The following is a 24,070-nucleotide window of genomic DNA, read 5'->3' on the forward strand; positions in this document are numbered from 1 at the left end:
AGCGGCAAAAAGCGCTACTCCCCTGTTCCCTTATTCCCCTACTCCCCTCCAAAAACAGGAGACGGAGCCGGGCTCCGCGGACAAAAATGGCAAGACAAGATCAGGCCAACGACCAATTTTCTCTCACCTCTTTCCTCTATGGCGGCAATGCCGATTACATCGACGCGCTTTATGCCGCCTATGAGGACGATCCAGCCTCGGTCAATCCCGAATGGCAGGAGTTCTTCGCCGGGCTGAAGGACGATGCCGGCGATGTGCGCAGGAACGCCAAGGGCGCCTCCTGGGCCAAGCCCTCCTGGCCGCTGCAGGCCAATGGCGAACTGGTGTCGGCGCTCGACGGCAATTGGGGCATCGTCGAGAAGACGATCGAAAAGAAGGTCAAGGACAAGGCGGTCACCAACGGCGTCGTCCTCTCCGACGCCGACGTGCACCAGGCGACGCGCGATTCGGTGCGCGCCATCATGATGATCCGCGCCTACCGCATGCGCGGCCATCTGCACGCCAATCTCGATCCGCTCGGCATCGCCAAGCCGCTCGAGGACTACAACGAGCTGTCGCCGGAAAACTACGGCTTCACCGAAGCCGATTACGACCGGCCGATCTTCCTCGACAATGTGCTGGGGCTTGAATTCGGCAGCATCCGGCAGATGCTGGAAATCCTGACCCGCACCTATTGCTCCACGCTCGGCGTCGAGTTCATGCATATTTCCGACCCTGAGGAAAAGGCCTGGATCCAGGCGCGCATCGAGGGTGCCGACAAGGAGATCACCTTCACCGCCGCCGGCAAGAAGGCGATCCTGCAGAAGCTGGTCGAGGCTGAAGGCTTCGAGCAGTTCATCGACGTCAAGTACAAGGGCACCAAGCGCTTCGGCCTCGATGGCAGTGAGGCGCTGATCCCGGCGCTGGAGCAGATCGTCAAGCGCGGCGGCCAGCTCGGCATGAAGGAAATCGTGCTCGGCATGGCGCATCGCGGCCGGCTGAACGTGCTCTCCCAGGTAATGGCCAAGCCCCACCGCGCCATCTTCCATGAGTTCAAGGGCGGCTCTGCGGCACCCGATGAGGTCGAAGGCTCGGGCGACGTCAAGTACCATCTAGGCGCCTCGTCGGACCGCGAATTCGACGGCAACAAGGTGCATCTGTCCTTGACCGCCAACCCCTCGCATCTGGAAATCGTCGATCCGGTGGTGATGGGCAAGGCGCGCGCCAAGCAGGATTATCTGTTCGGCCGCAGCCGCGAGGAAATCGTGCCGCTGGAAGAGCGCGCCAAGGTGCTGCCGCTCTTGCTGCATGGCGATGCCGCCTTCGCCGGTCAGGGCGTGATCGCCGAGATCCTCGGCCTGTCCGGCCTGCGCGGCCACCGCGTCGCCGGCACGCTGCATTTCATCATCAACAACCAGATTGGTTTCACCACCAACCCGCGCTTTTCGCGCTCCTCGCCCTATCCGTCCGACGTCGCCAAGATGATCGAAGCACCGATCTTCCACGTCAATGGCGACGACCCGGAAGCCGTGGTGCACGCCACCAAGGTGGCGATCGAGTTTCGCATGAAGTTTTTCAAGCCTGTTGTGGTCGATATGTTCTGCTATCGCCGCTTCGGCCACAATGAGGGCGACGAACCGGCCTTCACCCAGCCGATCATGTACCGCAACATCCGCAACCACAAGACGACTGTGCAGATCTATGGCGACCGGCTGATCGCCGAGGGTCACCTCACCCAGGCCGAGCTCGACCAGTTGAAAGCCGACTGGCGGGCGCATCTGGAATCCGAATGGGAAGTCGGCCAGCACTACAAGCCCAACAAGGCTGACTGGCTCGACGGCGCCTGGTCGGGCCTGCGCACCGCCGACAACCAGGACGAACAGCGGCGCGGCAAGACCGCCGTGCCGGTCAAGACGCTGAAGGAAATCGGCAGGAAGCTGACCGAGGTGCCGAAGGACTTCGAGGCGCACAAGACGATCATCCGCTTCCTCGAAAACCGCCGCCAGGCGATCGAGTCCGGCGAAGGCATCGACTGGTCGACGGCCGAGGCGCTGGCCTTCGGCGCCATCCTGCTCGACGGCAATCCGATCCGCCTGTCGGGGCAGGATTCCGAACGCGGCACCTTCTCGCAGCGCCATTCCGTGCTCTACGACCAGCGCGACGAGACCCGCTACATCCCGCTCAACAATCTGTCGGCGGCTCAGGCCGGCTATGAAGTCATCAACTCGATGCTGTCGGAAGAGGCGGTTCTGGGCTTCGAATACGGCTATAGCCTGGCCGAGCCCAAGGCGCTGACCTTGTGGGAAGCGCAGTTCGGCGACTTCGCCAACGGCGCCCAGGTGGTGTTCGACCAGTTCATCTCGTCAGGCGAACGCAAGTGGCTCAGAATGTCGGGCCTCGTCTGCCTGTTGCCGCATGGCTATGAAGGCCAGGGTCCGGAACATTCCTCGGCCCGGCTCGAACGCTTCCTGCAGCTTTGCGCCGAAGACAACATGCAAGTCGCCAACTGCACCACGCCGGCCAACTACTTCCACATATTGCGCCGGCAGCTGAAGCGCGACTTCCGCAAGCCGCTGATTCTGATGACGCCGAAGTCGCTGCTGCGCCACAAGCGGGCGGTGTCGACGCTGCCGGAAATTTCGGGCGAAAGCTCGTTCCACCGGTTGCTGTGGGACGATGCGCAGCTGCTTTCCGGACAAGCGATCAAGCTGGTCAAGGATTCCAAGATCCGCCGCGTCGTGCTGTGTTCGGGCAAGGTCTATTACGACCTCTATGAGGAGCGCGAGAAGCGCGGCATCAACGACATCTATCTGCTGCGCGTCGAACAGCTTTACCCGTTCCCGGCCAAGGCGCTGATCACCGAACTGTCGCGGTTCCGCAATGCCGAGATGGTGTGGTGCCAGGAGGAGCCCAAGAACATGGGCGCCTGGTCGTTCATCGACCCGTATCTGGAATGGGTGCTGGCGCATATCGACGCCAAGCATCAGCGGGTGCGCTACACCGGCCGTCCGGCCGCCGCCTCGCCGGCGACCGGACTGATGTCGAAGCATCTCGCCCAGCTCGCCGCCTTGCTCGAAGACGCGCTTGGTGAATAGAGAAGATCTGGGCGAACAACAGAACCGAAAGAAAACGGACAGGCACAATGGCTACCGAAATCCGCGTTCCCACTCTCGGCGAATCCGTCACTGAAGCGACCGTCGGCAAATGGTTCAAGAAGGTTGGCGATACAATCGCCGCCGATGAACCGCTGGTCGAGCTCGAGACCGACAAGGTGACGGTGGAGGTGCCTGCCGCCGCCGCCGGCACGCTGGGTGAGATCACCGTCAAGGAAGGCGAGACGGTCGGTGTCGGCGCGCTGCTGGGGTCGATTTCGGCAGGCGGCGCGGCTCCCGCCACGAAGCCGCAAGCGGTGTCGCAGGCCTCGTCGCCGGATGCGGCATCGACCGGCAAGCAGGCCGCGGCCGAGACCGCCAAGATCGCCGGCGATGCCGGCCCGGTCGAGCCGCGCACCATGCCACCGGCACCGGCCGCGGCGAAACTGATCGCCGAAAGCAATCTCTCGGTCGACCAGATCTCCGGTTCGGGAAAGCGCGGCCAGGTGCTGAAAGGTGACGTGCTCGACGCCATCTCCAAGGGCGCGCCGTCGCAGCCGGCCGAGACGCCGAAAGCAGCACCGGCACCGGTTGCCGTGCGGGCGCCGTCCTCGGGCGACGATGCATCGCGCGAGGAGCGCGTGCGCATGACCAAATTGCGCCAGACCATCGCGCGCCGCCTCAAGGAAGCGCAGTCGACCGCAGCCATGCTGACCACCTTCAACGAGGTCGACATGTCAGCGGTGATGGCGCTGCGCACCAAATACAAGGATGTGTTCGAGAAGAAGCACGGCGTGAAGCTCGGCTTCATGGGCTTCTTCACCAAGGCCGTCACGCACGCGTTGAAGGAAATCCCCTCGGTCAATGCCGAGATCGACGGCACCGATATCATCTTCAAGAACTATGCCCATATCGGCGTCGCCGTCGGCACTGAAAAGGGCCTCGTCGTGCCGGTGGTGCGCGATGCCGACCAGATGTCGATCGCCGAGATCGAGAAGGACATCGGCCGGCTGGGTATCGCCGCGCGTGACGGAAAGCTGTCGGTCGCCGACATGCAGGGCGGCACGTTTACGATTTCGAACGGCGGCGTTTACGGGTCGCTGATGTCGACCCCGATCCTCAACGCGCCGCAGTCGGGCATTCTCGGCATGCACAAGATCCAGGACCGGCCTGTCGTGGTCGGCGGCCAGATCGTCATCCGGCCGATGATGTACCTGGCGCTCAGCTACGATCATCGCATCGTCGACGGCAAGGAAGCGGTGACGTTCCTGGTGCGCGTCAAGGAAAGCCTGGAGGATCCGGAACGGCTGGTGCTTGATCTCTGAGGTCTGGTGCTGATCCGGCTGTTGGAATGTGTGCCGGAGGAAGGGATCTGCGCGGCAGAATGACGACCCGTTCCCTTAGCCTTTCCAAGGTGCTTTCGATCGCATCGATCGCGGCCGGCATGGTGCTGGCCGCTGCCGGCGCCCATGCCGCCTGCCCGATAGAACTCGCTGTCTATGGCGACGCCCAGAGCGGCAGCGAGATCGACTTCACGCCGACCGGCACCTCGGCGACCGTCACCAACACCTTCCGCATGATTCTCGACAATGATGTGGTGCTCAACGGCATCGTCATGTGGAATGAAGGCGTATCGCGGCCGAACGGCGCGCTGATGCACAAATGCCCCGAGGGCGACGTCACCGGCGAGGAGCTTGCCGCCTGCACGCCCTGGCACGGCGTCATCTACACGGCGGATGAAAAGGGCAACATCGGACTGCTGCCGGCTGAAGGCGTCGAAGCGCCGAAGACGCTGATCCTGCCGGACCTCGGGCCGGCGTTGCGCCAATCCAGCGCCTATGGCGGCAGCGGATTTTCGAAAGTGCCGTGGGATGTGTTTGCCTTGAAGGGATGCCAGGAATGAGCGGGACGCAAAAGGTGCTGCTGGTCACCGGCGGCAGCCGCGGCATCGGCGCCGCGATCTGCCGGCTCGGATCGAAGGCCGGCTACCGGGTCGCGGTCAACTACGCTTCGAACCAGGAGGCCGCCAAGGCGCTGGTCGCCGAGATCGAGGCCGCCGGCGGAGAGGCTTTCGCGGTCAAGGGCGATGTCGGCAAGGAGTCCGATATCGTGGCCATGTTCGAGGCCGTCGACCGCGCCTATGGACGGCTCGATGCCTTCGTCAACAATGCCGGCATCGTCGACGTCAAGGCGCGCGTCGACGAGATGGATGTTTCGCGGCTGGAGCGCATGATGCGCATCAATGTCGTCGGCTCGTTCCTCTGCGCCCGCGAGGCGGTGAAGCGCATGTCGACCCGTCATGGCGGGTCGGGCGGATCCATCGTCAACATCTCGTCGGCCGCGGCGACATTGGGCTCGCCGGGCGAATATGTCGATTATGCCGCCTCCAAGGGCGCCATCGACACCTTCACCGTCGGGCTCGCCCGTGAGGTGGCGCTAGAAGGCATCCGCGTCAATGCGGTGCGGCCGGGCATCATCGACACGGACATCCACGCCTCCGGCGGGCAGCCGGACCGGGTGGAGCGGTTCCGCGATCTGCTGCCGATGAAAAGAGCCGGTACAGTGGATGAAGTCGCGGGCGCGGTTCTCTATCTTCTCTCCGACGCCGCGTCCTATACGACGGGCGCGATCCTGAATGTAAGCGGCGGCCGCTGAGCGCTCTCAAGCAGATCGAGCATGATGTTATCCGAAAACCGCGTCACACTTTTCGGCATCATGCTCAAAACAGAAGGACAGTATCATGGCTTATGACGTCGTTATCATCGGATCGGGACCCGGCGGCTATGTCTGCGCCATCAAGGCGGCGCAGCTCGGGCTCAGGGTTGCGGTGGTCGAGAAGAACGCGACCTTCGGCGGCACTTGCCTGAACATCGGCTGCATCCCGTCCAAGGCGCTGCTCCATGCCTCCGAGATGTTCGCCGAGGCCGGCCACTCCTTCGACACGCTCGGCGTCGAGATATCGGCGCCGAAATTGAACCTGAAGAAGATGATGGCGCACAAGGATGCGACGGTGTCGTCGAACGTCAACGGCGTCGCCTTCCTGTTCAAGAAGAACAAGATCGATAGTTTCCGCGGCACCGGCAAGGTGCTCGCCGCCGGTAAAGTGTCGGTCACCTCCGAGGACGGCAAGGTCGAGGAGATCGAGACGAAGAACATCGTCATCGCCACCGGCTCGGATGTCGCCGGCATTCCCGGCGTCAAGGTCGACATCGACGAGAAGATGATCGTGTCGTCGACCGGCGCGCTGTCGCTGGATAAGGTTCCCGGCCATCTGGTGGTGGTCGGCGGCGGTGTCATCGGGCTCGAGCTCGGCTCGGTGTGGGCGCGGCTCGGCGCCAAGGTCACCGTGGTCGAATTCCTCGACACCATCCTGGGCGGCATGGACGGCGAGGTCTCCAAGCAATTCCAGCGGTTGCTGGGCAAACAGGGCTTCGAGTTCAAGCTCAGCGCCAAGGTCACCGGCGTCGCCAAGGCCAAGAAGGGTGCGACCGTCACCTTCGAGCCGGTCAAGGGCGGCGCCGCCGAGACCATCGAGGCCGATGCCGTGCTGATCGCCACCGGCCGCCGCGCCTATGCCGACAGTCTCGGGCTCGGGGAAGCCGGCGTCGAGGTCGACGAGCGCGGCCGGGTCAAGACCGATGGCCATCTCAAGACCAATGTCCCGGGCATCTATGCCATCGGCGATGTCATCGCCGGGCCGATGCTGGCGCACAAGGCCGAGGACGAGGGCGTGGCGGTAGCGGAAACCATTGCCGGCCAGGCCGGCCACGTGAACTATGACGTCATTCCGAGCGTCGTCTACACCAGCCCGGAAATCGCCTCGGTCGGCAAGACCGAGGAAGAGTTGAAGAAGGCCGGCATCGACTACAAGGTCGGAAAATTCCCGTTCAGCGCCAATGGCCGGGCGCGCGCCATGCTGCACACGGACGGTTTTGTGAAGATCCTCGCCGACAAGCAAAGCGACCGCGTGCTCGGCGTCCATATCGTCGGCTTCGGCGCCGGCGAGATGATCCACGAGGCGGCGGTGCTGATGGAGTTCGGCGGTTCGTCGGAGGATCTCGCCCGCACCTGCCATGCGCATCCGACGATGTCGGAGGCGATCAAGGAGGCGGCGCTGGCGACGTTCTTCAAGCCGATCCACATCTAAAGCCCTTTCATAAACTCTACTCCGTCGGCCATCTGGCGAGGTTTTCTCCGCTTTCACAGCGCCGCGCGTCCCTCCTGGACGCTCAAAGGATGCTGTGACCCTTTTTGATTGGCGCATGATCCTCTCCGAAAATCGGACTGATCTTCGGGGTCATGCGCTGCTCACGGACCCAAATGTCCGCTGCGCTCCGGTTCTCGAAAACCACACCAGCTGACTCACCGGAGCGAGTTTCTGGAAAGGCCTTTCTGGCGGCCCCTACAAAACAAAACGGCCCGCTTTTCAGCGGGCCGTTCGTAACTGATATCGAGCCAATCACTGGGCCGGTGCAGGTGCCGGCGCAGGGGCTGGTGCCGGCGCAGGAGCCGGTGCGGGCGCGGGTGCCGGGGCAGGCGCCGGTTCTGCAGGTGCCGGAGCAGGCGCGGGCGCAGGTTCAGCCGGCTTCATCGGTTCCGCCGGTGCAGGCGCTGGGGCCGGTGTGCTGGCCGCCGGCGGCTCGGCGGGTGCCGGGTGCTCACCACTTCTTCCGAAAACATAATACGCGACAACCGCCAGAATAACGACGACCAGTGCAATCAGCCAACCGCTACCACCGCCGCCGCCACTTGGCCTTGGTGCGTTGGTGGACGAATTGAACGGGTCGTTTGGATTCGGTGTGTTCGCCATAAAAGTGTCCTCCGTGGATGAAAAATATCAATCAACACCATACAACGCGCAATCATTGAACTGGTTTCACGCTAGGGTTGGAAAACGCCAAAAACAAGGACAATCCTGCCCTTCCGCAGCCGGAGTGGCGTCGTTTCGCCACGCAGCGCGCCAAGTTTGCGTCTGTTAAGGTCGAATCAGAGGGTTTTGCCGTGACGAATCCGTCAGCTCAGCTTGTCCCGAATCACTGCGATGCTCTCGCCAGAGCCCAGTTCGCAGACCGCTATGTGCTGGTCACTGAAGGCCTTTCCTTAACCGCATTCGGCGCGGCCGAACGCGCTCTGGGGCGAACGCCGCCCTGGGTCGGCAGGCTCATGGCGCTGCGCAATCTTGCCGTCAGGCCGTTCCGGCTGAAGACGGGCCTGGAAACTGCGGTGTTGCCGTCGGGCCGGATCGGGATATTTCCGCTCATCAGCCAGTTTCCCGGCAAGGTTGTGCTTGGCCTCGACGACCGGCATCTCGATTTCCGTGTTCTGGTCGAAGTCAGGGATCTTGGCAGCGGCCGGCAAGAGGTGGCCGCGACGACGATCGTCGAGACGCACAATTGGCTCGGGCGCGCCTATCTCGCGATCATCATGCCGTTTCACCGGATGGTCGTTCCGGCGATGCTGGCCCAGATCCTGGCGAAGTAAGCTGAAGTCACTAAAGTCCGACAGGCGTGACGGTGTAACCGGCCTTGCGGAAATCCTCGACCAGGCCTTCGGGGCCGGGGAGGTGGAGGGCGCCGACCGCCATGAAGACATTGCCTTTGGCAAGGATCGGTTCGGCATGCTCGACCATCACCTTGTTGCGGCTGGTGATCATGGTTTCCTCGAACGCCGCATAGCCCGCGGGGTCGTCCTGTTGGTCTGGCATGGCCGCACGAAACAGCGGCCAGAACATGCCGGTGTCGCCACGCTGGTAGAGCACGATCATGGTTTCGTTGATGTCGTTGACCTTGTCGCCGAGCTTCAGCGTGTCGACGAGGCCCTTCATGTGAAACGCCAGCGGCAGCGAGGCCATGGCGCGCAGTTGGCCTTCAGCCGTCTCCAATCCTTCCACCGGCTTGCCGGAAGCCTTCGCACCTTGCGCCAGTCTGACATCGAGCACCGGGGCGCCGCCTGACTGGCGGGCCAGCTCGCAGGCCGGCAGTGCCATCATGGCCGAGAGCATCCACGGCTTCATCTTGGCAACCGTTGCCGGAGGAATGCCGCGTGCGTCGAGCGCGGCGTTCATGGCCGCCGCATCGTCGGGCGACAGCAGCGACGCCAGCGTCGTCGAATCAGTGAACATCATCAGGTCCGGCTCTTTGAGCATCGCGACCATCATCTTCTGCTTGTCGAGCACGTCCGTGGTTTCGATGATGATGGTGCCGGCGGCGTCATAGGCTTTCTGCGCTTCGGGAGGCAGCGTGGTGACGCGCGGGTCGGTCATATGCATGGTGCCGAACAGGAAGGACGGCTTCTCGCCGGGCTTTTCCAGCTTCCATAACAGGCCCTTGCCGTTCGGCGTCGCGGCGGCTTCCGCTTCGATCTTGCGGTAGCTCGCCGGATCGTTCTTCTGCAGGGCCGACAGCATGTCGGCACCGGTGCAGGTCGGGACTTCGGCATGCGCCTTGCCGGCCGCGAACAGCAGCACGGCGAGGAACGACAGGAAGAACAGAACATTGAGCGCGACGAGCAGCTTCAGCGAGACGGAAGCAGCACGGTCGGCGACGGCTATGACGCGTTTCATGAGCCTCTTCTAGGACTGAAAAGCGGCAAAACGGTTAACCTGTGCTGAGAAATTGTCTTGGACTGGCTATCGCGCTCAACTGACGTCGATGGGGCTCATGCTTCAACGATTAGCGGAAACGCCCATTTCTTCGTCATCCCAGGGTTTCCGCGACGGAGCTTCGCTCCTGCTTCGCCCAGGGATGACGACGTTGAGGAGGCTTTCGGCCAAATGGTGAACGTTACTGGCGTTCACGCCCTGGGATGCGCCTGCTCATAAATCTCGAGCAGCCTCGCGGTGTCGACGCCGGTGTAGATTTGCGTCGTCGACAGGCTGGCGTGGCCGAGCAGTTCCTGGATGGTGCGCAAATCACCGCCGCGGCCGAGCAGATGCGTGGCGAAGGAATGGCGCAGTGCATGCGGCGTCGCGGTATCGGGCAGGTTGAGCGCCGAGCGCAGCTTGGCCATGTCGCGCTGGACGATGGCCGGGTTGAGCGGGCCGCCGCGGGCGCCGCGAAACAACAGGCCCTTGGGGTCGAGATGGTAGGGGCAGAGCCGGCGATATTCGGCGATCGCCCTGAGCGCCACCGGCAGCACCGGCACCAGGCGCGTCTTGCCGCCCTTGCCGGCAACGCGCAGCACCGTGTCGGCCGCCGACGCCAGATCGGCGCCGGCCAGGCCGAGCGCCTCGGAAATGCGCAGGCCAGAGCCGTAGAGCAGCGTCAGCACGGCGGCGTTGCGGGCTGCGATCCAGGGTTCCTCCGCCAGTTGGCCTTCGATGGAAACGATATGCTTGGCATCGCTCGCCGTCAGCGGCTTGGGCAGCGATTTGGGCTGGCGCGGCGCGCGCAGTGCCGCCGCACCGGCCGCATTGGCGAGGCCGCGCCGCTCGAGGAAACGCAGCAGCGAGCGGATGCCGGCGAGACCCCGGCCCAGCGTGCGGGCGCCGGCGCCGCCATTGCGGCGGGCGGCAAGGAAGCCGCGCAAATCCGCCGGGCGCAGATCGGCGATGTCCGAAATGCCGGGCGAGCCGCCGCAATGGCCGGTGAGGAAATGCAGGAACTGACGCGTGTCGCGCTCATAGGCTTCCACCGTCTCGGGCGACAGCCGACGTTCTCGCGCCAGCATCTTCAGCCAGCTTTCGCGTGCCGCCTGGAGATCGGGTTTGGCCGGGATGAGGAATTCCTGCATGGCGGCATTTTCCGATATTCGGGTTAGGAAGCGGTGAATAGCCCGTCATTGAAATGACAGCCGCGTGGGGCTAGAGCAGGCCAAAGGATATTTCGCCATGAGCAAGCTCCAGAACCCTGTCCAGATGGCCGTGATCGGCGCCGCCCATGGCATCAAGGGCGAATTGCGGGTGAAGACCTTCACCGGCGAGCCGCTGGCGCTGGCCGATTACGGGCCGCTCTACGCCAGGGACGGGCGCGCCTTCCAGATCGTCGACATCAGGCCCGCCAACACCGTCGTCGTGGTCCGTTTCAAGGGCATTGCCGACCGCAATGCGGCCGAGGCGCTGGCCGGCACGGAGCTGTTCGTCGACCGTTCGATGCTGCCGGACGATGGCGAGGAAGACGAATTCTACCATGCCGACCTCGTCGGCCTCGAAGTCCGCGACGACACGGGTGCCGTGCTTGGCAAGGTGGTCGCGGTGCACAATTTCGGCGGCGGCGACATTCTCGACGTGACGCTGGGCGGGCGCAAGGGCGTGCTGATCCCGTTCACACAGGCTGCCGTACCGCAAGTGTCGATCGCCGAGGGTTTTGTTCGTGTCGATCCGGCGGCAGCCGGGCTGGTCGATGACGAGGATGGCGGTGGTCCGCGTGAGGAAGACTTCGATCCGAAGGGCAGGCCGCGCGGACCGAGCGATGCCGGGGGCAACCGGTGAGTTTTTCCGCTTCGGTGCTGACGCTTTACCCCGAGATGTTTCCCGGCGCGCTCGGCCTGTCGTTGGCCGGCCGGGCGCTCGAGGCCGGGACGTGGTCGCTGGAGACGATCCAGATCCGCGACTTCGCCACCGACCGCCACCGCACCGTCGACGACACGCCCGCCGGCGGCGGCGCCGGCATGGTGATGCGCGCCGACGTGCTGGCGAAAGCCATCGACCATGCTTCGCCGGAAGGCGATGCGCGGCCCCGGCTGCTGATGAGCCCGCGCGGCAAGCCGCTGACCCAGGCGCGTGTGCGCGAGCTGGCCGCTGGGCCGGGCGCCGTCATCCTGTGCGGCCGCTTCGAAGGCGTCGACCAGCGGGTGATCGACGCGCGGGGATTGGAGGAAGTCTCGATCGGCGATTTCATTCTCTCGGGTGGTGAGCCGGCCGCCCTTGTGCTGCTCGACGCGGTGGTGCGGCTGCTGCCCGGGGTCATGGGCAACGCGATGTCGGGCGAGGAAGAGAGTTTTGAAAACGGCCTGCTCGAACATCCGCACTATACGCGGCCGCAGGAGTTCGAAGGCCGTGACATTCCCGAGGTCCTGATTTCCGGCAATCACAAGAAGATCGCCGCCTGGCGGCGGGCGGAGTCAGAAAGACTGACAGCCGAGAGGCGTCCGGACCTGCTTGCCGCTGCTCAGCCCTTGGCAAAATAATAGAAGGCCAAAAACAGGCCGACGGCGACGACGAAGCCGCGCACCGCGTTTTGCGGCACCCGCTTGGCGATCCAGACGCCGGCATAGCCGCCGAGCGCGCCGCCCGGGATCATGATGATCGCCTGCGGCCAGGCGACGACGCCGCCCGAGACGAAGACGACGATCGCGACAGCGGCGATGACCATGGCCAGCATGTTCTTCAACGCGTTCAGCCGGTGATAGTCGCCGGCTTGCGTCAGGCCGAGCGTCGCCAGCATCATCACGCCCATGCCGGCGCCGAAGAAGCCGCCATAGATGGCGGTGAGAAACTGCGCGAGCGAGCCGGCGAGCGAGCCCACCGCCGCTTCATGGCCGGGCTTCGGCACTGGTTTCAGCCAGGGGCCGGCGGCGAACAGGGCCGTCGCGGCTAGCAGCAGCCACGGCACCAGAGCGCGAAACGACGGATTGTCGAGCGCCAAAAGGATCAGCGCGCCGGCCAGTGCGCCGACGGCCGATATCAGGCACAGCCGCAGCGCGCTGCGCCAGAAATGCCTGATATCGGCCGAGTAGGCGAGGGTCGAAGTGATGTAGCCTGGAAATTGCGTCACCGAGGAGGTGGCGTTGGCAACAATCGGCGGCAGGCCGACCAACGTCATGGCGCCGAAGGTGATGAAGGTGCCGCCACCGGCGACCGCATTGGCGGCGCCTGACAGAAAGCCCGCTAGAAACAGCAGGATGGCATCGAAGACAGACATGAATTGCGGCCGCTCAAAGCTGTGTTATTTCAGGCTTTAGAAAGCCTGAACGACCGGCGCAACCCGGCACGGCAGGATTACGATGGTGCCATGCGAGCAGAAAATGCGCGCCCAAGGCGTGACAAAGCGGCGAAATAGCTGTATGTGCCCGCCCGTACCGGCCAGAAAGAATCTGCCGGACCCGTCAACAATGACGGTGTAGTCGCCCCTGCCTGATGTTTCAAAGACAAATGTCTTGGAGACAAAAGGCATAGCCAAGCGGTCAATGGAACTGCAAGGCGAGTGTCGGACGCTCTGACTGTCGGAAGAACAAGAAGTGGACTTTTGAGATGGATATTCTCCGTCAGCTCGAGGCCGAACAGGCCGCCAAGATCGAAGCCAAGCGCAAGCTTCCCGAATTCCAGCCTGGCGACACCGTGCGCGTCCAGGTCCGCGTGACCGAAGGCACCCGCACCCGCGTCCAGGCCTATGAGGGCGTCGTCATCGCCCGCGCCGGCGCCGGCTTCCAGGAGAACTTCACGGTTCGCAAGATTTCCTACGGCGAAGGTGTCGAGCGCGTGTTCCCGGTCTACTCGCCGATGGTTGAAGGCGTCGAGATCGTTCGCCGCGGCAAGGTGCGTCGCGCCAAGCTCTACTACCTGCGCGATCGTCGCGGCAAATCGGCCCGTATTTCTGAAAACACCGGCGTGCGCGCCCGCAAGCTGAACGATGAGGAGCGCGATGCGCTGAACGCCGAGAAGGCCCGCATCGAGGCCGAGAAGGTGGCAGCAGCCGAGGCCCTGGCCGTCGAGAAGGCCGCCCAGGACGCCGCCGAGAAGAAGGCCGCCGCCGAGGCCGAAGCAGCAGCCAAGGCCGCCGCAGAAGCGACCCCTGCCGAATAAGATTTTCGGAACTCATTCAAAAAGGCGGCTTCGGCCGCCTTTTTTCGTTTCACCAGACTGTGAACGCTTTCAGCGCCAGACACAGGATCCGGCTGTTGACGGCGCATTACCTTGTGCACTAAATAATCGTGCACAAATAATTGGAGATTTGATATGGCACTCTACACCACACAGGCTCACGTCACCGGCGGCCGCGCCGGCCATGGCGAGACCAGCGACGGTCTGCTCAAGGTCGATCTGGCAATGCCCAAGGAACTCGGCGGGCCGGGGGGCGCCACCAATCCCGAGCAACTGTTCGCTATCGGCTATGCCGCCTGCTTCGAAAGCGCCATCCGCTTTGTCGCGCGCAAACAGAAGCTGTCGCTGACGGATGCCGGGGTAACCTCCACCGTCAGCCTGCTTCCCGATGGCGAAGGCTTTAAGCTCGGCGTCGCGCTCGCGGCGGAAACGAAAGGCCTTGATCAGGCGGCGGCGGAAGCGCTTGTATCGGAGGCGCACAAGATCTGCCCCTATTCCAACGCCATCAGGGGCAATGTCGACGTAGCGCTTTCGGTAAAGGCGGCATGACGGAAAAGACGACAAAGAGCACCAGGGACGTCCCGGCGGAGGCCACCGGGACGTTTCACGTTCCGCGGCTCGACCAACAGCTCTGCTTCGCGCTCTATTCGGCAAGCGGGCTGATGACGAAGCTCTACCGCCCGCTGCTCGATCCGCTCGGCCTGACCTATCCGCAATATCTGGCCATGTTGGCGCTCTGGGAACGGGCTCCAAGCACGGTCGGCGAGCTTGGCGAAGCGCTCGGGCTGGATTCGGCGACGCTGACGCCGCTGCTCAAGCGGCTGGAGGCCGGTGGCCTGGTCACACGCCGGCGCGACCCCGCCGACGAGCGCCGGGTTCTGGTCGAGCCGACAGCGAAGGGACAAGCGTTGCGTGAGCAGGCCAAAAGCGTGCCGGCGGCGATGCTTTGCAACCTGCCGCTGGATGCCGACGAGTTGAAATCCCTGCACCGCACGCTGACGCGGTTCGTCTCCGGCTTGCGCAAGGCGGATGCCGGCATCGTGAAGCGGAGCTGATCGCTGCCGCGACACCGTTCATTCCTGAATCCCGGAAATGAAGGCATCGGAATCCCTTTTTAGCGCGCGCTGACGCAGCGGACCGTCTTGCATGACGCTTGCGGAAAGCTAAAGTCGGCGCCGGATTTTCCTGCAAGCCCGGCCGTGCCCGGGTCCGTCAATTTCCGGGGAGTGTGTCATGACCAAATCGAAACTGCTGCTGGCAGGCCTGCTTGCCCTCGTCCTGGTACCCGTTGCCGCCTTTGCGCAGGCGCTGCCCGACCTCGGCGGCAAAAAGGTGGTGGTTGTGACCGAAAACGCCTATCCGCCGCTGCAGTTCATCGATGCCAAGACCGGCAAGCAGATCGGCTGGGAATATGATGCGATGAACGAGATCGCCAAGCGGCTGAATTTCGCCGTCGAGTACCAGAACACATCCTGGGACGCGATGATCCAGGCGGTTTCCGACAACCAGTACAACATCGGCATGACCGGCATCACCATCAAGGACGACCGCAAGGAGAAGGTCGATTTCTCCGACCCCTATATGCGCTCGGAACAGTTCATGCTGGTGCGCGGCGATGAAAGCCGTTTCACCGACGCCAAGACCTTCGGCGCCTTCAAGGATGGGCTGATCGGCGCGCAGGCCGGTACCACGCCCTTCTACACCGCCGTCTACAGCGTGCTCGACGGCAATGAGCAGAACCCGCGCATCAAGCTGTTCGAGACCTTCGGCGCCACGGTGCAGGCTCTGAAATCCGGCGACGTTGACGTCGTCTTGACCGACGGCACCGCCGGCAAGGGCTATGTCGACGCCTCCGAGGGCAAACTGAAGCTGATCGGCGGGCCGCTCGGCACCGAGGATTTCGGCTTCATCTTCCCGAAGGGTTCCGACCTGGTGAAGCCGGTCAATGCGGCGATTGCGGCGTTGAAGGCGGACGGGACGTTCGATGCGCTGAACAAGAAGTGGTTTCTTGATTACAAGATGGGGCAGTGATTTCGCACTGACTTCGCGCTTGAACGCCCCCCTCTGCCCTGCCGGGCATCTCCCCCTCAAGGGGGGAGATTGGCCGTTTTTTCCGCTTTCGCCAATCACCAAAGTTGTAAAAAGAGTGCCGTCGACGAAGCTGCCAATCTCCCCCCTTGAGGGGGAGATTGCCGGCAGGCCAAAGGGGGGTGCCTTGGCGCAATCCTTTTGATGCCTCCCGCCTCTTCCTCCAAAGCCGACTTCCCCTGGTGGCTTGTCGTGGCCGTAACTCTCGCGATCGCGGTGGCCGTCTTCGTCGCCACCAGCAATCTCTATGCCCAGGTGTTCGCCACGGTCGCCAAGGGCATCGGCGTCACCATCTTCGTCACCGTGGTCGCCTTCGTGCTGGCGTCGGCCATCGGTCTCGGCATTGCGCTGATGGGAATGTCGGGTTCGCGCTGGCTGCGCCAGATCGCGCGCTTCTATGTCGAGATCATCCGCGGCGTGCCGATCCTGGTGCTGTTGTTCTGGATCGCCTTTGCCGGCGCGCCGGCCTTCGTCGCGGCCTGGAACGCGCTGACCGCGCCGCTGCAAAGCGCCGGCCTGTTCGGCGAGCTTTTGGTGCGCGACGTGTCGCTGTTGTGGCGCGCCATCATGGCGCTGACCATCGGCTATTCGGCTTTCATCTCGGAGGTTTTCCGGGCCGGCATCCAGGCGGTGGAGAAGGGCCAGATCGAAGCGGCGAAGGCGCTCGGGCTGACCCGCGCGCAGCGCTTCCGGCTGATCGTGTTTCCACAGGCGATCCGCACCATCCTGCCGCCCCTCGGCAATGATTTCGTCGCCCTGGTCAAGGATTCCTCGCTGGTCTCGGTGCTCGGCGTTGCCGACATCACGCAGATGGGCAAGGTCTACGCCGCCGGCTCCTTTCGCTTCTTCGAGACCTATTCGATAACAGCCTACATCTACCTCATCCTGACCGTCGGCCTGTCGCTGGCGCTCAGGGCGCTGGAACGGCGGCTGCGCCGCCAGCACGAGGAATAGTCTTTCGGCCAAGGCAGCGCTACGATCCCCGAGCATTCCCGTTGAGGAGGTCCCCATGATCGTCGACAAAGCCAATGCGGCGCTGGATTCCGTCTATACGGCCGACACGCCGGAAGCGCTTGAAGAGGCCTATGCCGCATGGGCCGCGACCTATGACAGCGAGACCGCCTCGCTCGGCTACCTCCTGCCTTTCCTGATCACCGCCTGGGTGGCGCGCCATGTGCCGGCGGGCGATGGCCCCTTGCTCGATGCCGGCTGCGGCACCGGCCTGTCGGGACCGTCGCTGAATGCGCTCGGCTACCGCGACATTGCGGGGCTCGACCTCTCGGACGATATGCTGAAGATCGCCGGCAGCCGCAATGCCTACAGCGAACTGAAGCAGGCAATGCTGGGCGGTCCGCTGCCGTGGCCGGACGGGTTTTTCCGCGCCTTCTTCTCGACAGGCGTGTTCACCATCAGCCATGCGCCGGCGACAGGCCTGCACGAACTGGTGCGCATCACCCGCAAGGGCGGCCATGCGATCTTCACCGTGCGCGACCGGGTGTTCGAGAGCGGCGGCTTCCAGGCGGTGTTCGATGAGTTGGAGCAGACTGGGAAATGGCGGCCGGTCGAGGAAAGCCCGTGGTTCCGCTGCTATGCGATCGCCGAGCCGGATGCGCTGGTGAAGACGTTTGTGTTTGAAGTGATCTGAGCGGCGCGTTCTCCGATCTTGGCTTCCTTCCTCTCCCCCGATCGACGGGGTAGAGGAAGGCGCTAGCTTAAGTAAGGTCGGCTCCCTTCCTCTCCCCCTGAAGGTGTGGAAGTGAGGACGAGGAACCCGAGTTCTGCGAAGGCAGCTTCCAATTGCCGAAAACCCAAAACATTGATATGAGCCACGCCATGGAAGAGCTTTTTGGCGATCCGGCCTACAAGGGGTTCGTGCTGCAGGACAGAAAACGCCTGCCGTCGCGCTTCTCCGCGCGCGTGTCCGGGGCGCTGACCAGCCGACTACCCTAGGCCGACCCATCGGGGTCGTTTCGCCGGGCCGGAGGTCCGGCACCTGCTCTTTCCCATTCTCATATCGACGGATTTACGCACATGAGCGCACCGCGCACCCTCTACGACAAGATTTTCGACGACCATGTCGTCGATCGCCAGGAAGACGGCACCTGCCTGCTCTACATCGACCGCCACCTGGTCCATGAAGTGACCAGTCCGCAGGCCTTCGAAGGCCTGCGCATGACCGGCCGTAAAGTCCGGCATCCGGAAAAGACGCTGGCCGTGGTCGATCACAATGTCTCGACTTCGCCCGAGCGCAAGTTCGGCATCAAGAACGAGGAAAGCCGCATCCAGGTCGAGGCGCTGGCCAAGAACGCCAAGGATTTCGGCGTCGAATATTATTCCGAGAACGATATCCGCCAGGGCATCGTCCACATCATCGGTCCGGAGCAGGGCTTTACACTGCCCGGCATGACCATCGTCTGCGGCGACAGCCACACCTCGACGCACGGCGCTTTCGGCGCGCTGGCGCATGGCATCGGCACATCCGAGGTCGAGCATGTTCTGGCGACGCAGACGCTGATCCAGCGCAAGGCCAAGAACATGCTGGTGCGTGTCGACGGCCAATTGCCGGAAGGTGTCACCGCCAAGGACATCATCCTGGCCATCATCGGCGAGATCGGCACTGCCGGTGGCACCGGCTATGTCATCGAATATGCCGGCGAGGCGATCCGTGCGCTGTCGATGGAGGGCCGCATGACGATCTGCAACATGTCGATCGAAGGCGGCGCGCGCGCCGGCCTGATCGCCGCGGACGAGACGACCTTCGCCTATGTCAAGGACAAGCCGCGCGCGCCGAAGGGCGCGGCCTGGGATGCGGCACTCGAATACTGGAAGACGCTACAGTCCGACGAGGGCGCGCATTTCGACAAGGTGATCGTGCTCGACGCGGCCAAGCTGCCGCCGATCGTCTCCTGGGGCTCCTCGCCCGAGGACGTCGTGTCGGTGCAAGGCATCGTGCCGAACCCGGACGACATCACCGATGAGAACAAGCGCACCTCCAAGCAGCGCGCGCTCGACTATATGGGTCTGACGCCGGGCACCAGGATCACCGACATCACGCTCGACCGCGTCTTCATCGGTTCCTGCACCAATGGCCGCATCGAGGATCTGCGCGCCGTCGCCAAGGTGGTCGAAGGCAAGACGGTCAGCCCGCATGTCGATGCGATGATCGTGCCGGGCTCCGGCCTGGTCAAGGAACAGGCGGAAGCCGAAGGCCTCGACAAGATCTTTGTCGCCGCCGGTTTCGATTGGCGCGAGCCGGGCTGCTCGATGTGCCTGGCCATGAACGACGACCGGCTGAAGCCGCATGAACGCTGCGCCTCGACTTCGAACCGCAATTTCGAGGGCCGGCAAGGCTTCAAGGGCCGCACCCATCTGGTGTCGCCGGCGATGGCGGCCGCGGCGGCGATCGCCGGCCACTTCGTCGACATCCGCGAGTGGAAGTAGTCCGGACTTGAACGGACCCGAGCCGCACCCGGCTCGGGTCAACGCTTCCCGTCGCGGCGGACGAGTTCGTGGAACTCCTCGCGGCGTCCGGGCTGTTCGGCCGCGACCACAAGCGCAAGCTGTTGTTCCTCGAAGAGCTTGAACCATTCGTCCCATTCGACGAGTTCATAGCCCCCCGCATTGAGCGGCCGTTCAGGCTGGTCCTGATCCTGATAGGCGTGCTGGCCGAAGACCAGCCTCAACATGGGCTGCGTCCCCGCTTCGGGCGAGATGTCGACGATTGCGGGAAAGCCGGCGCGCCCGGCAGCCCACGAGCGGATCGCATCGTGGTCGGTCAGTGTGATTGTGTCGGCCATCGGTCGCTCCAGATTGTGAACGAAGGAACGCTGACCGGAGACGGCGGTTCCCTGACATTATTTTGAGATGGCGCTCCTGCTTGCGGCGAGGCTTAACCGCTTGTTTGGGCTTGCCCTCTAAGCTCTTCCCCGACGTAAGCGAGGGGAAGTCATAGTCGTTTGGACACGGGTCTGCTCATAGCGCTGCTCAACCCGACGATCGCGCTGGCGCTCGGCGCGGCATTCCTCGTGCTATGGTCCTATCAGCGCCACCGCCCCTATCTGGCCGTGCTGGCGCTCAGCTACAGTCTCTCGGCGATCGGCTTCCTGCTCCAGTATTTCACCTTGCCGATCGGCATGCCGCTGACCAAGCTGGTGTCGAACATCTGCTTCAGCATCGCCGGCTGCTGCCTGGCCGGCGCCATCGTCCACCGCTATGGCCGCAAGGTGCCCTATGTGGGGATCGGCGCGCTGGCCTGCGGGGGACTGGCGTCGTTCTGCTGGTTCCTGTTCGTCGCGCCGGATCTCACCTGGCGCATCCTGGCGATGAATTTCGCTTTCGGCGGTATCAGCCTTCTGGTTGCCGCCGAACTGCGCCCGGTGCGCAACAGCGGCCCGACCGAGAAAATCCTGTTCGTGCTGTCGCTGCTGTCGGGCGTCAATTTCTTCGTGCGCACCCTTGTCGTCGTCATCGAGCACGGGCCCTTCACGAGCTATGACGGGTTCTATGGCTCGTCCTACTGGACGACGGCGCTGCTGTCGCACGCGCTGCTGTCGCTGCTTATCGCGCTGTGCCTGTTTTCCGCCGCGGCACTCGACGTGTTGAAGGCGTTGAAGACCGAGACCTTTACCGACCCTCTGTCGGGCCTGCTCAACCGGCGTGGCTTCGAGGAGCGCGGCATGCTGCTCTTGCGGCACTGCGCCTCGGCGCGGTTCCCGGTCGCGCTGGTGCTGGCCGACCTCGACCATTTCAAGGCGCTCAACGATGTGCATGGGCATGGGGCGGGCGATCGCGTGATTGCCGATTTCGCCGCCAAGCTTCGGTCGGCGGCCGGCGCGCGCGGTGTTGCCGGGCGTATCGGCGGCGAGGAATTCGCGGTGCTGCTGCCACTCAGCGATCTTGCCGCGGCACGGCTGTTCGCCGAAGCGGTGCGCACGGTCTATTCGGCCGGCCATGTCGACGGGCTTCCCCAGGGAACGAAGGTGACGGCAAGCTTCGGCGTGGCGGCCCGCAGCGGTGACGAGGCGCTGGAGCCGCTGATGCGCCGTGCCGACGATGCGCTCTACAAGGCCAAGAAGAACGGCCGAGACAGTGTACGCCTGTCCTATGAGCGACCGGAAACGGCGTTCCTGCCGGAGCCGCTCAAGACCGGCTGAATCCTGCCCGGCCAGGACGTTAACGTCTTCTTCGCCCGTCGATGATTAGCTGTCGGCGCGGGTGCGGGAGAACATGAGCGGCGCCAACTTCATCCTGTTGATCAATCTGTCGGTTGCCGGCCTGCTGGCGGCCTGCTTCATGGCGGTCGCCTTCCACGATGTCGGCCGGGCGCCGGCGCGCTGGCTGGCATTTGGCTATCTGCTGGGCATGGCCTATTCGGCCATCGAATTCTCCATTCCCGCTTTTGCCGACGCGCGGCTCCCGGTCGTTGCCGCCTTCGCGGTCTTCCTTGCCGCCACCATTGCGTTCAATGGCGGGCTTGCCCGCAAATACGGCGTGGCGCCGCCCTGGAAGGCGATGCTGTTTTTCCTGTTGGCCACCACCATAGCTGTGTATTTCGTACAGGACCTGCCCCGCCAGTCGCTGATCCGCATCATGGCCTACCAGCTTCCCTATGCGGTCATGCAGTTCATCGGGCTGGCCATCGTCTGGTCATCGAGGCAAAAGCTTGACCGTCTCGATCGCATATTGATGGCCGTGCTGGCGGCGAGCGGCCTGCAGTTTGCCTCCAAGCCATTCATCGCCCATGCGCTCGGCGGCTGGGGCGCCAATCCGCAAGCCTATCTGCAAAGCAACTACGCGCTGGTGTCGCAATCGCTCGGCACTGTCTTTGCGCTGGCGCTGGCGCTGCTGATGCTGGCCATCCTGGTTCGCGACGTGCTTGCCGAAGTGACGTCGAAGTCGGAGACGGACACGCTTTCGCGCCTGCTCAATCGCGGCGGCTTCACCCGCCATGCCGAACTGGCGGTGCTTGGCGCCCTGCGGCAAGGCGTGCCGGTCGCGCTGGTCATAGCCGATCTCGATCATTTCAAGAGCGTCAACGACAGCTTCGGCCATGCGTCCGGCGACCGGGTGATCGAGACTTTTGCAGGCTTCCTGCGTGAAGCCGCCGCCGCGCATCACGTTGCCGGCCGCATTGGCGGCGAGGAGTTCGCCATCATCCTGCCGGGAACCAACCTTGCCGCGGCGCGGCTGTTCGCCGAGGGGACGCGCAGCGCCTTCGGCGCGCTGCCCATAGACGGACTGCCGGCTGACAACCGCTGCACCGCGAGCTTCGGCGTCGCCGAACTCCATGCGAGCGAAGACTTTGCCGATCTGATGCGGCGGGCCGACCAGGCGCTCTATCAGGCGAAGAATGCCGGGCGCGATTGCGTGCGCGTCTCCGTCGGGCCTGCCGGCAACTGGTCGTCAGCCGGAACGGAAGCTAACGGCAGGGGCTGAGTTCGGGCATCTCGCCGTCGGAGAGGCCGTACATATAGGAGCGGCCCTTCACCAGCACCGGCGGCCGGTAGCAATCGCTATAACCGCCGATTTCGTCGGCTTCGTTCTCGTAGATCACCTTGGGCTGGCCGGCGCTGGTGTAGTCGGAGAGCTGCTTGGCCAGCCTGCCTTGGCCGACGATGATGCGCTTGTAGCCGGCGGCGCTGTCGACGACGAGGTTGCCGAAGGAATCGGCGTACACGCGATCCTGATGCCGTGCGCCGGCAAGCGCTGGCGCTGCAAGGCCGGCGACCGAGGCTGCCACGATGAGCGCCGCAAGGCGCGATTTGCCCGAATTCGAACGCATGGCGTCCTCCGTGTCTTGAGGGAAAGCCTCCTCGAATCAGAAATTAACGGTTTCTTAACCTTTGTTAAGAGGCCGGCGCGTTTGGCGGCGATGTCTCGGTAAACATGGTTAATATCCGTTAATATCCGACTGGATGGAAAACCCGGTGGCCATCATTCGGCCATGCTTGGCCGCACCATCGCAGCGGCGTCCGCCTTGGCGTCGGGACGATATTGATCTGGACAAAGCATCGTGGCCGCTTGCCGCGCGGGAGGACAGCATATGGCGCTACGCCGGCCGATTTGGGTGTCCGTTTTCCCGTTGCTCGGTGTCGTCGCTGCCTGTGTGCCGCAAGACAGCGCGCCGAAGACAGCCAATACCGTCGTCGTCTCACCTGCGCCGGCCCAGCAGTCCGTCGCAGCCGCGGTGCCTCCGGCAGCTGCAACCAAGATCATCACCGACCTTACCGCGCCGCGACCAGGCATAGGCACGGCCACCTATAGATGCGGCAACAACGGTATGATTTCCATCCAAAATCTAGGCACGTCGTTGCGTGTGGTCGGGTCCGACGGCGCGACCGAGGAGTTTGCGGCGTCGCCTGCCAACCAGAGCAGCCGCTACCAGGCGGCCACGCATGACGCAATCGTGATCGACGGGCGCGAGGCGCTGGTGATGAAGAAGGGATCGACGCCGCAGACCTGCAAACGCTGACGCCAGTCTCACCACCGCTGGGCTCTGGGGCCAGATATGTTGCACTGCAGCGATATCGAGCCGGCTTCAGGCCTTCCCGGCCTAATCGATTGAAGCCAAAGCCCGCCTTTTAGTCAGACTAAATTACGTTTTCGAAACGGTTTTCTGGCTTTGACGCGGTGCAAAAAGAGCATTAGAAACCGGCTGTCCGAAGTCGCAACCGGAAGCGGCAATGCCGCATTTCCACCTGAGGCTCCAGAGAGACGCCGAACTGGGGGAGCCATGAGCAAATCACCAGCCACCCGCGAATTTGCCAGACGTGAACGGCCGATTTCGCCGCACCTCACCGTGTACCGGCCGCCGATCACCATGACGATGTCGATCATTCACCGCATCACCGGCGGCGCGCTGTATTTCGGCACGCTGCTGGTCGCCCTGTGGCTGATGGCGGCGGCAAGCTCGCAGGCGACCTTCGATTGGGCCAATTGGGCCTTCGGCACCTGGCTCGGCCGGATCATCCTGTTCGGCTACACCTGGGCGCTGATGCATCATATGCTGGGCGGCGTACGGCACCTCATCTGGGACACCGGCGCGGGCCTGGAAAAGCATACCGCCTCGAAGATCGCCTGGGCGACGCTGGCCGGCTCGATCCTGCTCACGCTGCTGATCTGGATCGCCGGCACCATGGCGCGGGGAGCTTGA

Annotated in this window: 23 protein-coding genes and 1 pseudogene; 19 read left to right on the plus strand and 5 right to left on the minus strand. The window is 63.7% G+C overall.

The window, feature by feature from the left end:
• Positions 1 to 86: 86 nt before the first annotated feature.
• From MESCI_RS04935 to MESCI_RS04965, 6 genes and pseudogenes are all read left to right on the plus strand, one after another.
• Positions 87 to 3,074: a 2-oxoglutarate dehydrogenase E1 component gene (locus MESCI_RS04935; RefSeq protein WP_013528850.1), complete on the plus strand. Its 2,988-nt coding sequence runs from the start codon at positions 87 to 89 to the stop codon at positions 3,072 to 3,074.
• 47 nt (positions 3,075 to 3,121) lie between these two features.
• A complete protein-coding gene (gene odhB, locus MESCI_RS04940; RefSeq protein ID WP_013528851.1) occupies positions 3,122 to 4,396 on the plus strand; it encodes a 2-oxoglutarate dehydrogenase complex dihydrolipoyllysine-residue succinyltransferase in 1,275 nt (424 codons plus the stop codon).
• Between the two features lie 59 nt (positions 4,397 to 4,455).
• Complete coding sequence (locus tag MESCI_RS04945; protein ID WP_013528852.1) at positions 4,456 to 4,974, plus strand: hypothetical protein; 519 nt, start codon at positions 4,456 to 4,458, stop codon at positions 4,972 to 4,974.
• Complete coding sequence (locus MESCI_RS04950) at positions 4,971 to 5,726, plus strand: SDR family oxidoreductase (protein WP_013528853.1); 756 nt, start codon at positions 4,971 to 4,973, stop codon at positions 5,724 to 5,726. Before MESCI_RS04945 ends, MESCI_RS04950 begins: the two co-directional genes overlap by 4 nt.
• A 76-nt stretch (positions 5,727 to 5,802) precedes the next feature.
• Positions 5,803 to 7,218, plus strand: a pseudogene (gene lpdA / locus MESCI_RS04955) (dihydrolipoyl dehydrogenase); the annotation flags it as partial.
• A 740-nt stretch (positions 7,219 to 7,958) separates the two neighbouring features.
• Positions 7,959 to 8,552, plus strand: a complete 594-nt coding sequence (locus MESCI_RS04965; RefSeq protein WP_013528855.1) for a DUF2867 domain-containing protein — start codon at positions 7,959 to 7,961, stop codon at positions 8,550 to 8,552.
• A 10-nt stretch (positions 8,553 to 8,562) separates the two neighbouring features.
• Here MESCI_RS04965 and MESCI_RS04970 read toward each other — a convergent pair whose 3' ends face one another.
• Together MESCI_RS04970 and MESCI_RS04975 are read right to left on the minus strand one after the other, a co-directional pair.
• Positions 8,563 to 9,633 carry a TraB/GumN family protein gene (locus MESCI_RS04970; RefSeq protein ID WP_013528856.1) on the minus strand — a complete coding sequence of 357 codons (1,071 nt, stop codon included), beginning with the start codon at positions 9,631 to 9,633 and terminating at the stop codon, positions 8,563 to 8,565.
• Positions 9,634 to 9,863: 230 nt separating this feature from the next.
• Positions 9,864 to 10,802, minus strand: a complete 939-nt coding sequence (locus MESCI_RS04975) for a tyrosine recombinase XerC (protein ID WP_013528857.1) — start codon at positions 10,800 to 10,802, stop codon at positions 9,864 to 9,866.
• Positions 10,803 to 10,899: 97 nt separating this feature from the next.
• On the opposite strand from MESCI_RS04975, the gene rimM reads away from it, so the two are divergent.
• Positions 10,900 to 11,499 carry a ribosome maturation factor RimM gene (gene rimM, locus MESCI_RS04980; RefSeq protein WP_013528858.1) on the plus strand — a complete coding sequence of 200 codons (600 nt, stop codon included), beginning with the start codon at positions 10,900 to 10,902 and terminating at the stop codon, positions 11,497 to 11,499.
• On the plus strand, positions 11,496 to 12,197 hold the full coding sequence (gene trmD / locus MESCI_RS04985) for a tRNA (guanosine(37)-N1)-methyltransferase TrmD (RefSeq protein ID WP_013528859.1): 702 nt from the start codon (positions 11,496 to 11,498) through the stop codon (positions 12,195 to 12,197). Before rimM ends, trmD begins: the two co-directional genes overlap by 4 nt.
• Here trmD and MESCI_RS04990 read toward each other — a convergent pair.
• Positions 12,179 to 12,931 (minus strand): sulfite exporter TauE/SafE family protein, encoded by a 753-nt coding sequence (locus MESCI_RS04990; protein WP_013528860.1) that lies wholly within the window; start codon positions 12,929 to 12,931, stop codon positions 12,179 to 12,181. The genes trmD and MESCI_RS04990 overlap by 19 nt on opposite strands.
• Before the next feature lie 329 nt (positions 12,932 to 13,260).
• Between MESCI_RS04990 and rplS the strand changes: the two genes are divergently transcribed.
• The 7 genes from rplS (at position 13,261) to leuC (ending at position 19,359) form a co-directional block, all read left to right on the plus strand.
• Positions 13,261 to 13,812 carry a 50S ribosomal protein L19 gene (rplS, locus tag MESCI_RS04995; RefSeq protein WP_013528861.1) on the plus strand — a complete coding sequence of 184 codons (552 nt, stop codon included), beginning with the start codon at positions 13,261 to 13,263 and terminating at the stop codon, positions 13,810 to 13,812.
• 153 nt (positions 13,813 to 13,965) lie between these two features.
• A complete protein-coding gene (locus MESCI_RS05000) occupies positions 13,966 to 14,379 on the plus strand; it encodes an organic hydroperoxide resistance protein (RefSeq protein ID WP_013528862.1) in 414 nt (137 codons plus the stop codon).
• Positions 14,376 to 14,885: a MarR family winged helix-turn-helix transcriptional regulator gene (locus MESCI_RS05005; RefSeq protein ID WP_013528863.1), complete on the plus strand. Its 510-nt coding sequence runs from the start codon at positions 14,376 to 14,378 to the stop codon at positions 14,883 to 14,885. The genes MESCI_RS05000 and MESCI_RS05005 overlap by 4 nt, the downstream gene beginning before the upstream one ends.
• Positions 14,886 to 15,063: 178 nt before the next feature.
• On the plus strand, positions 15,064 to 15,861 hold the full coding sequence (locus MESCI_RS05010; RefSeq protein WP_013528864.1) for a transporter substrate-binding domain-containing protein: 798 nt from the start codon (positions 15,064 to 15,066) through the stop codon (positions 15,859 to 15,861).
• Positions 15,862 to 16,062: 201 nt separating this feature from the next.
• On the plus strand, positions 16,063 to 16,872 hold the full coding sequence (locus MESCI_RS05015) for an amino acid ABC transporter permease (protein ID WP_013528865.1): 810 nt from the start codon (positions 16,063 to 16,065) through the stop codon (positions 16,870 to 16,872).
• Between the two features lie 55 nt (positions 16,873 to 16,927).
• Positions 16,928 to 17,563: a class I SAM-dependent DNA methyltransferase gene (locus tag MESCI_RS05020; RefSeq protein WP_013528866.1), complete on the plus strand. Its 636-nt coding sequence runs from the start codon at positions 16,928 to 16,930 to the stop codon at positions 17,561 to 17,563.
• 386 nt (positions 17,564 to 17,949) lie between these two features.
• Positions 17,950 to 19,359, plus strand: a complete 1,410-nt coding sequence (leuC, locus tag MESCI_RS05025; protein WP_013528868.1) for a 3-isopropylmalate dehydratase large subunit — start codon at positions 17,950 to 17,952, stop codon at positions 19,357 to 19,359.
• 38 nt (positions 19,360 to 19,397) lie between these two features.
• Here leuC and MESCI_RS05030 read toward each other — a convergent pair whose 3' ends face one another.
• Positions 19,398 to 19,715 (minus strand): hypothetical protein, encoded by a 318-nt coding sequence (locus MESCI_RS05030; RefSeq protein ID WP_013528869.1) that lies wholly within the window; start codon positions 19,713 to 19,715, stop codon positions 19,398 to 19,400.
• Between the two features lie 159 nt (positions 19,716 to 19,874).
• Between MESCI_RS05030 and MESCI_RS05035 the strand changes: the two genes are divergently transcribed.
• Entirely contained in the window at positions 19,875 to 21,071 is a 1,197-nt protein-coding gene (locus MESCI_RS05035; RefSeq protein ID WP_013528870.1) for a GGDEF domain-containing protein, read from the plus strand.
• 73 nt (positions 21,072 to 21,144) lie between these two features.
• A complete protein-coding gene (locus MESCI_RS05040) occupies positions 21,145 to 22,353 on the plus strand; it encodes a GGDEF domain-containing protein (protein WP_013528871.1) in 1,209 nt (402 codons plus the stop codon).
• On the opposite strand, the gene MESCI_RS05045 is transcribed toward MESCI_RS05040, so the two are convergent.
• A complete protein-coding gene (locus MESCI_RS05045; protein ID WP_013528872.1) occupies positions 22,337 to 22,699 on the minus strand; it encodes a hypothetical protein in 363 nt (120 codons plus the stop codon). The genes MESCI_RS05040 and MESCI_RS05045 overlap by 17 nt on opposite strands.
• 261 nt (positions 22,700 to 22,960) lie before the next feature.
• Here MESCI_RS05045 and MESCI_RS05050 point away from each other — a divergent pair, with 261 nt between their 5' ends.
• Together MESCI_RS05050 and sdhC are read left to right on the plus strand one after the other, a co-directional pair.
• Positions 22,961 to 23,389 (plus strand): hypothetical protein, encoded by a 429-nt coding sequence (locus MESCI_RS05050; protein WP_013528873.1) that lies wholly within the window; start codon positions 22,961 to 22,963, stop codon positions 23,387 to 23,389.
• 261 nt (positions 23,390 to 23,650) lie between these two features.
• A complete protein-coding gene (sdhC, locus tag MESCI_RS05055) occupies positions 23,651 to 24,070 on the plus strand; it encodes a succinate dehydrogenase, cytochrome b556 subunit (RefSeq protein WP_013528874.1) in 420 nt (139 codons plus the stop codon).

This window comes from Mesorhizobium ciceri biovar biserrulae WSM1271 (assembly GCF_000185905.1).
In the GTDB taxonomy this organism is placed as follows: Bacteria; Pseudomonadota; Alphaproteobacteria; order Rhizobiales; family Rhizobiaceae; genus Mesorhizobium; species Mesorhizobium ciceri.

What these genes read in the sequence shown, in the direction of transcription:
- MESCI_RS05000 (WP_013528862.1), top strand. Translation starts at nt 13,966, where the DNA reads ATGGCACTCTACACCACACAGGCTCACGTCACCGGCGGCCGCGCCGGC.
- rplS (WP_013528861.1), top strand. Translation starts at nt 13,261, where the DNA reads ATGGATATTCTCCGTCAGCTCGAGGCCGAACAGGCCGCCAAGATCGAA.
- MESCI_RS04975 (WP_013528857.1), bottom strand. Translation starts at nt 10,802, where the DNA reads ATGCAGGAATTCCTCATCCCGGCCAAACCCGATCTCCAGGCGGCACGC.
- MESCI_RS04935 (WP_013528850.1), top strand. Translation starts at nt 87, where the DNA reads ATGGCAAGACAAGATCAGGCCAACGACCAATTTTCTCTCACCTCTTTC.
- MESCI_RS05030 (WP_013528869.1), bottom strand. Translation starts at nt 19,715, where the DNA reads ATGGCCGACACAATCACACTGACCGACCACGATGCGATCCGCTCGTGG.
- MESCI_RS05015 (WP_013528865.1), top strand. Translation starts at nt 16,063, where the DNA reads ATGCCTCCCGCCTCTTCCTCCAAAGCCGACTTCCCCTGGTGGCTTGTC.
- MESCI_RS04950 (WP_013528853.1), top strand. Translation starts at nt 4,971, where the DNA reads ATGAGCGGGACGCAAAAGGTGCTGCTGGTCACCGGCGGCAGCCGCGGC.
- leuC (WP_013528868.1), top strand. Translation starts at nt 17,950, where the DNA reads ATGAGCGCACCGCGCACCCTCTACGACAAGATTTTCGACGACCATGTC.
- MESCI_RS04990 (WP_013528860.1), bottom strand. Translation starts at nt 12,931, where the DNA reads ATGTCTGTCTTCGATGCCATCCTGCTGTTTCTAGCGGGCTTTCTGTCA.
- MESCI_RS05005 (WP_013528863.1), top strand. Translation starts at nt 14,376, where the DNA reads ATGACGGAAAAGACGACAAAGAGCACCAGGGACGTCCCGGCGGAGGCC.
- MESCI_RS05010 (WP_013528864.1), top strand. Translation starts at nt 15,064, where the DNA reads ATGACCAAATCGAAACTGCTGCTGGCAGGCCTGCTTGCCCTCGTCCTG.
- MESCI_RS04970 (WP_013528856.1), bottom strand. Translation starts at nt 9,633, where the DNA reads ATGAAACGCGTCATAGCCGTCGCCGACCGTGCTGCTTCCGTCTCGCTG.
- MESCI_RS05045 (WP_013528872.1), bottom strand. Translation starts at nt 22,699, where the DNA reads ATGCGTTCGAATTCGGGCAAATCGCGCCTTGCGGCGCTCATCGTGGCA.
- rimM (WP_013528858.1), top strand. Translation starts at nt 10,900, where the DNA reads ATGAGCAAGCTCCAGAACCCTGTCCAGATGGCCGTGATCGGCGCCGCC.
- MESCI_RS04945 (WP_013528852.1), top strand. Translation starts at nt 4,456, where the DNA reads ATGACGACCCGTTCCCTTAGCCTTTCCAAGGTGCTTTCGATCGCATCG.
- MESCI_RS05020 (WP_013528866.1), top strand. Translation starts at nt 16,928, where the DNA reads ATGATCGTCGACAAAGCCAATGCGGCGCTGGATTCCGTCTATACGGCC.
- MESCI_RS05040 (WP_013528871.1), top strand. Translation starts at nt 21,145, where the DNA reads ATGAGCGGCGCCAACTTCATCCTGTTGATCAATCTGTCGGTTGCCGGC.
- sdhC (WP_013528874.1), top strand. Translation starts at nt 23,651, where the DNA reads ATGAGCAAATCACCAGCCACCCGCGAATTTGCCAGACGTGAACGGCCG.
- odhB (WP_013528851.1), top strand. Translation starts at nt 3,122, where the DNA reads ATGGCTACCGAAATCCGCGTTCCCACTCTCGGCGAATCCGTCACTGAA.
- MESCI_RS05050 (WP_013528873.1), top strand. Translation starts at nt 22,961, where the DNA reads ATGGCGCTACGCCGGCCGATTTGGGTGTCCGTTTTCCCGTTGCTCGGT.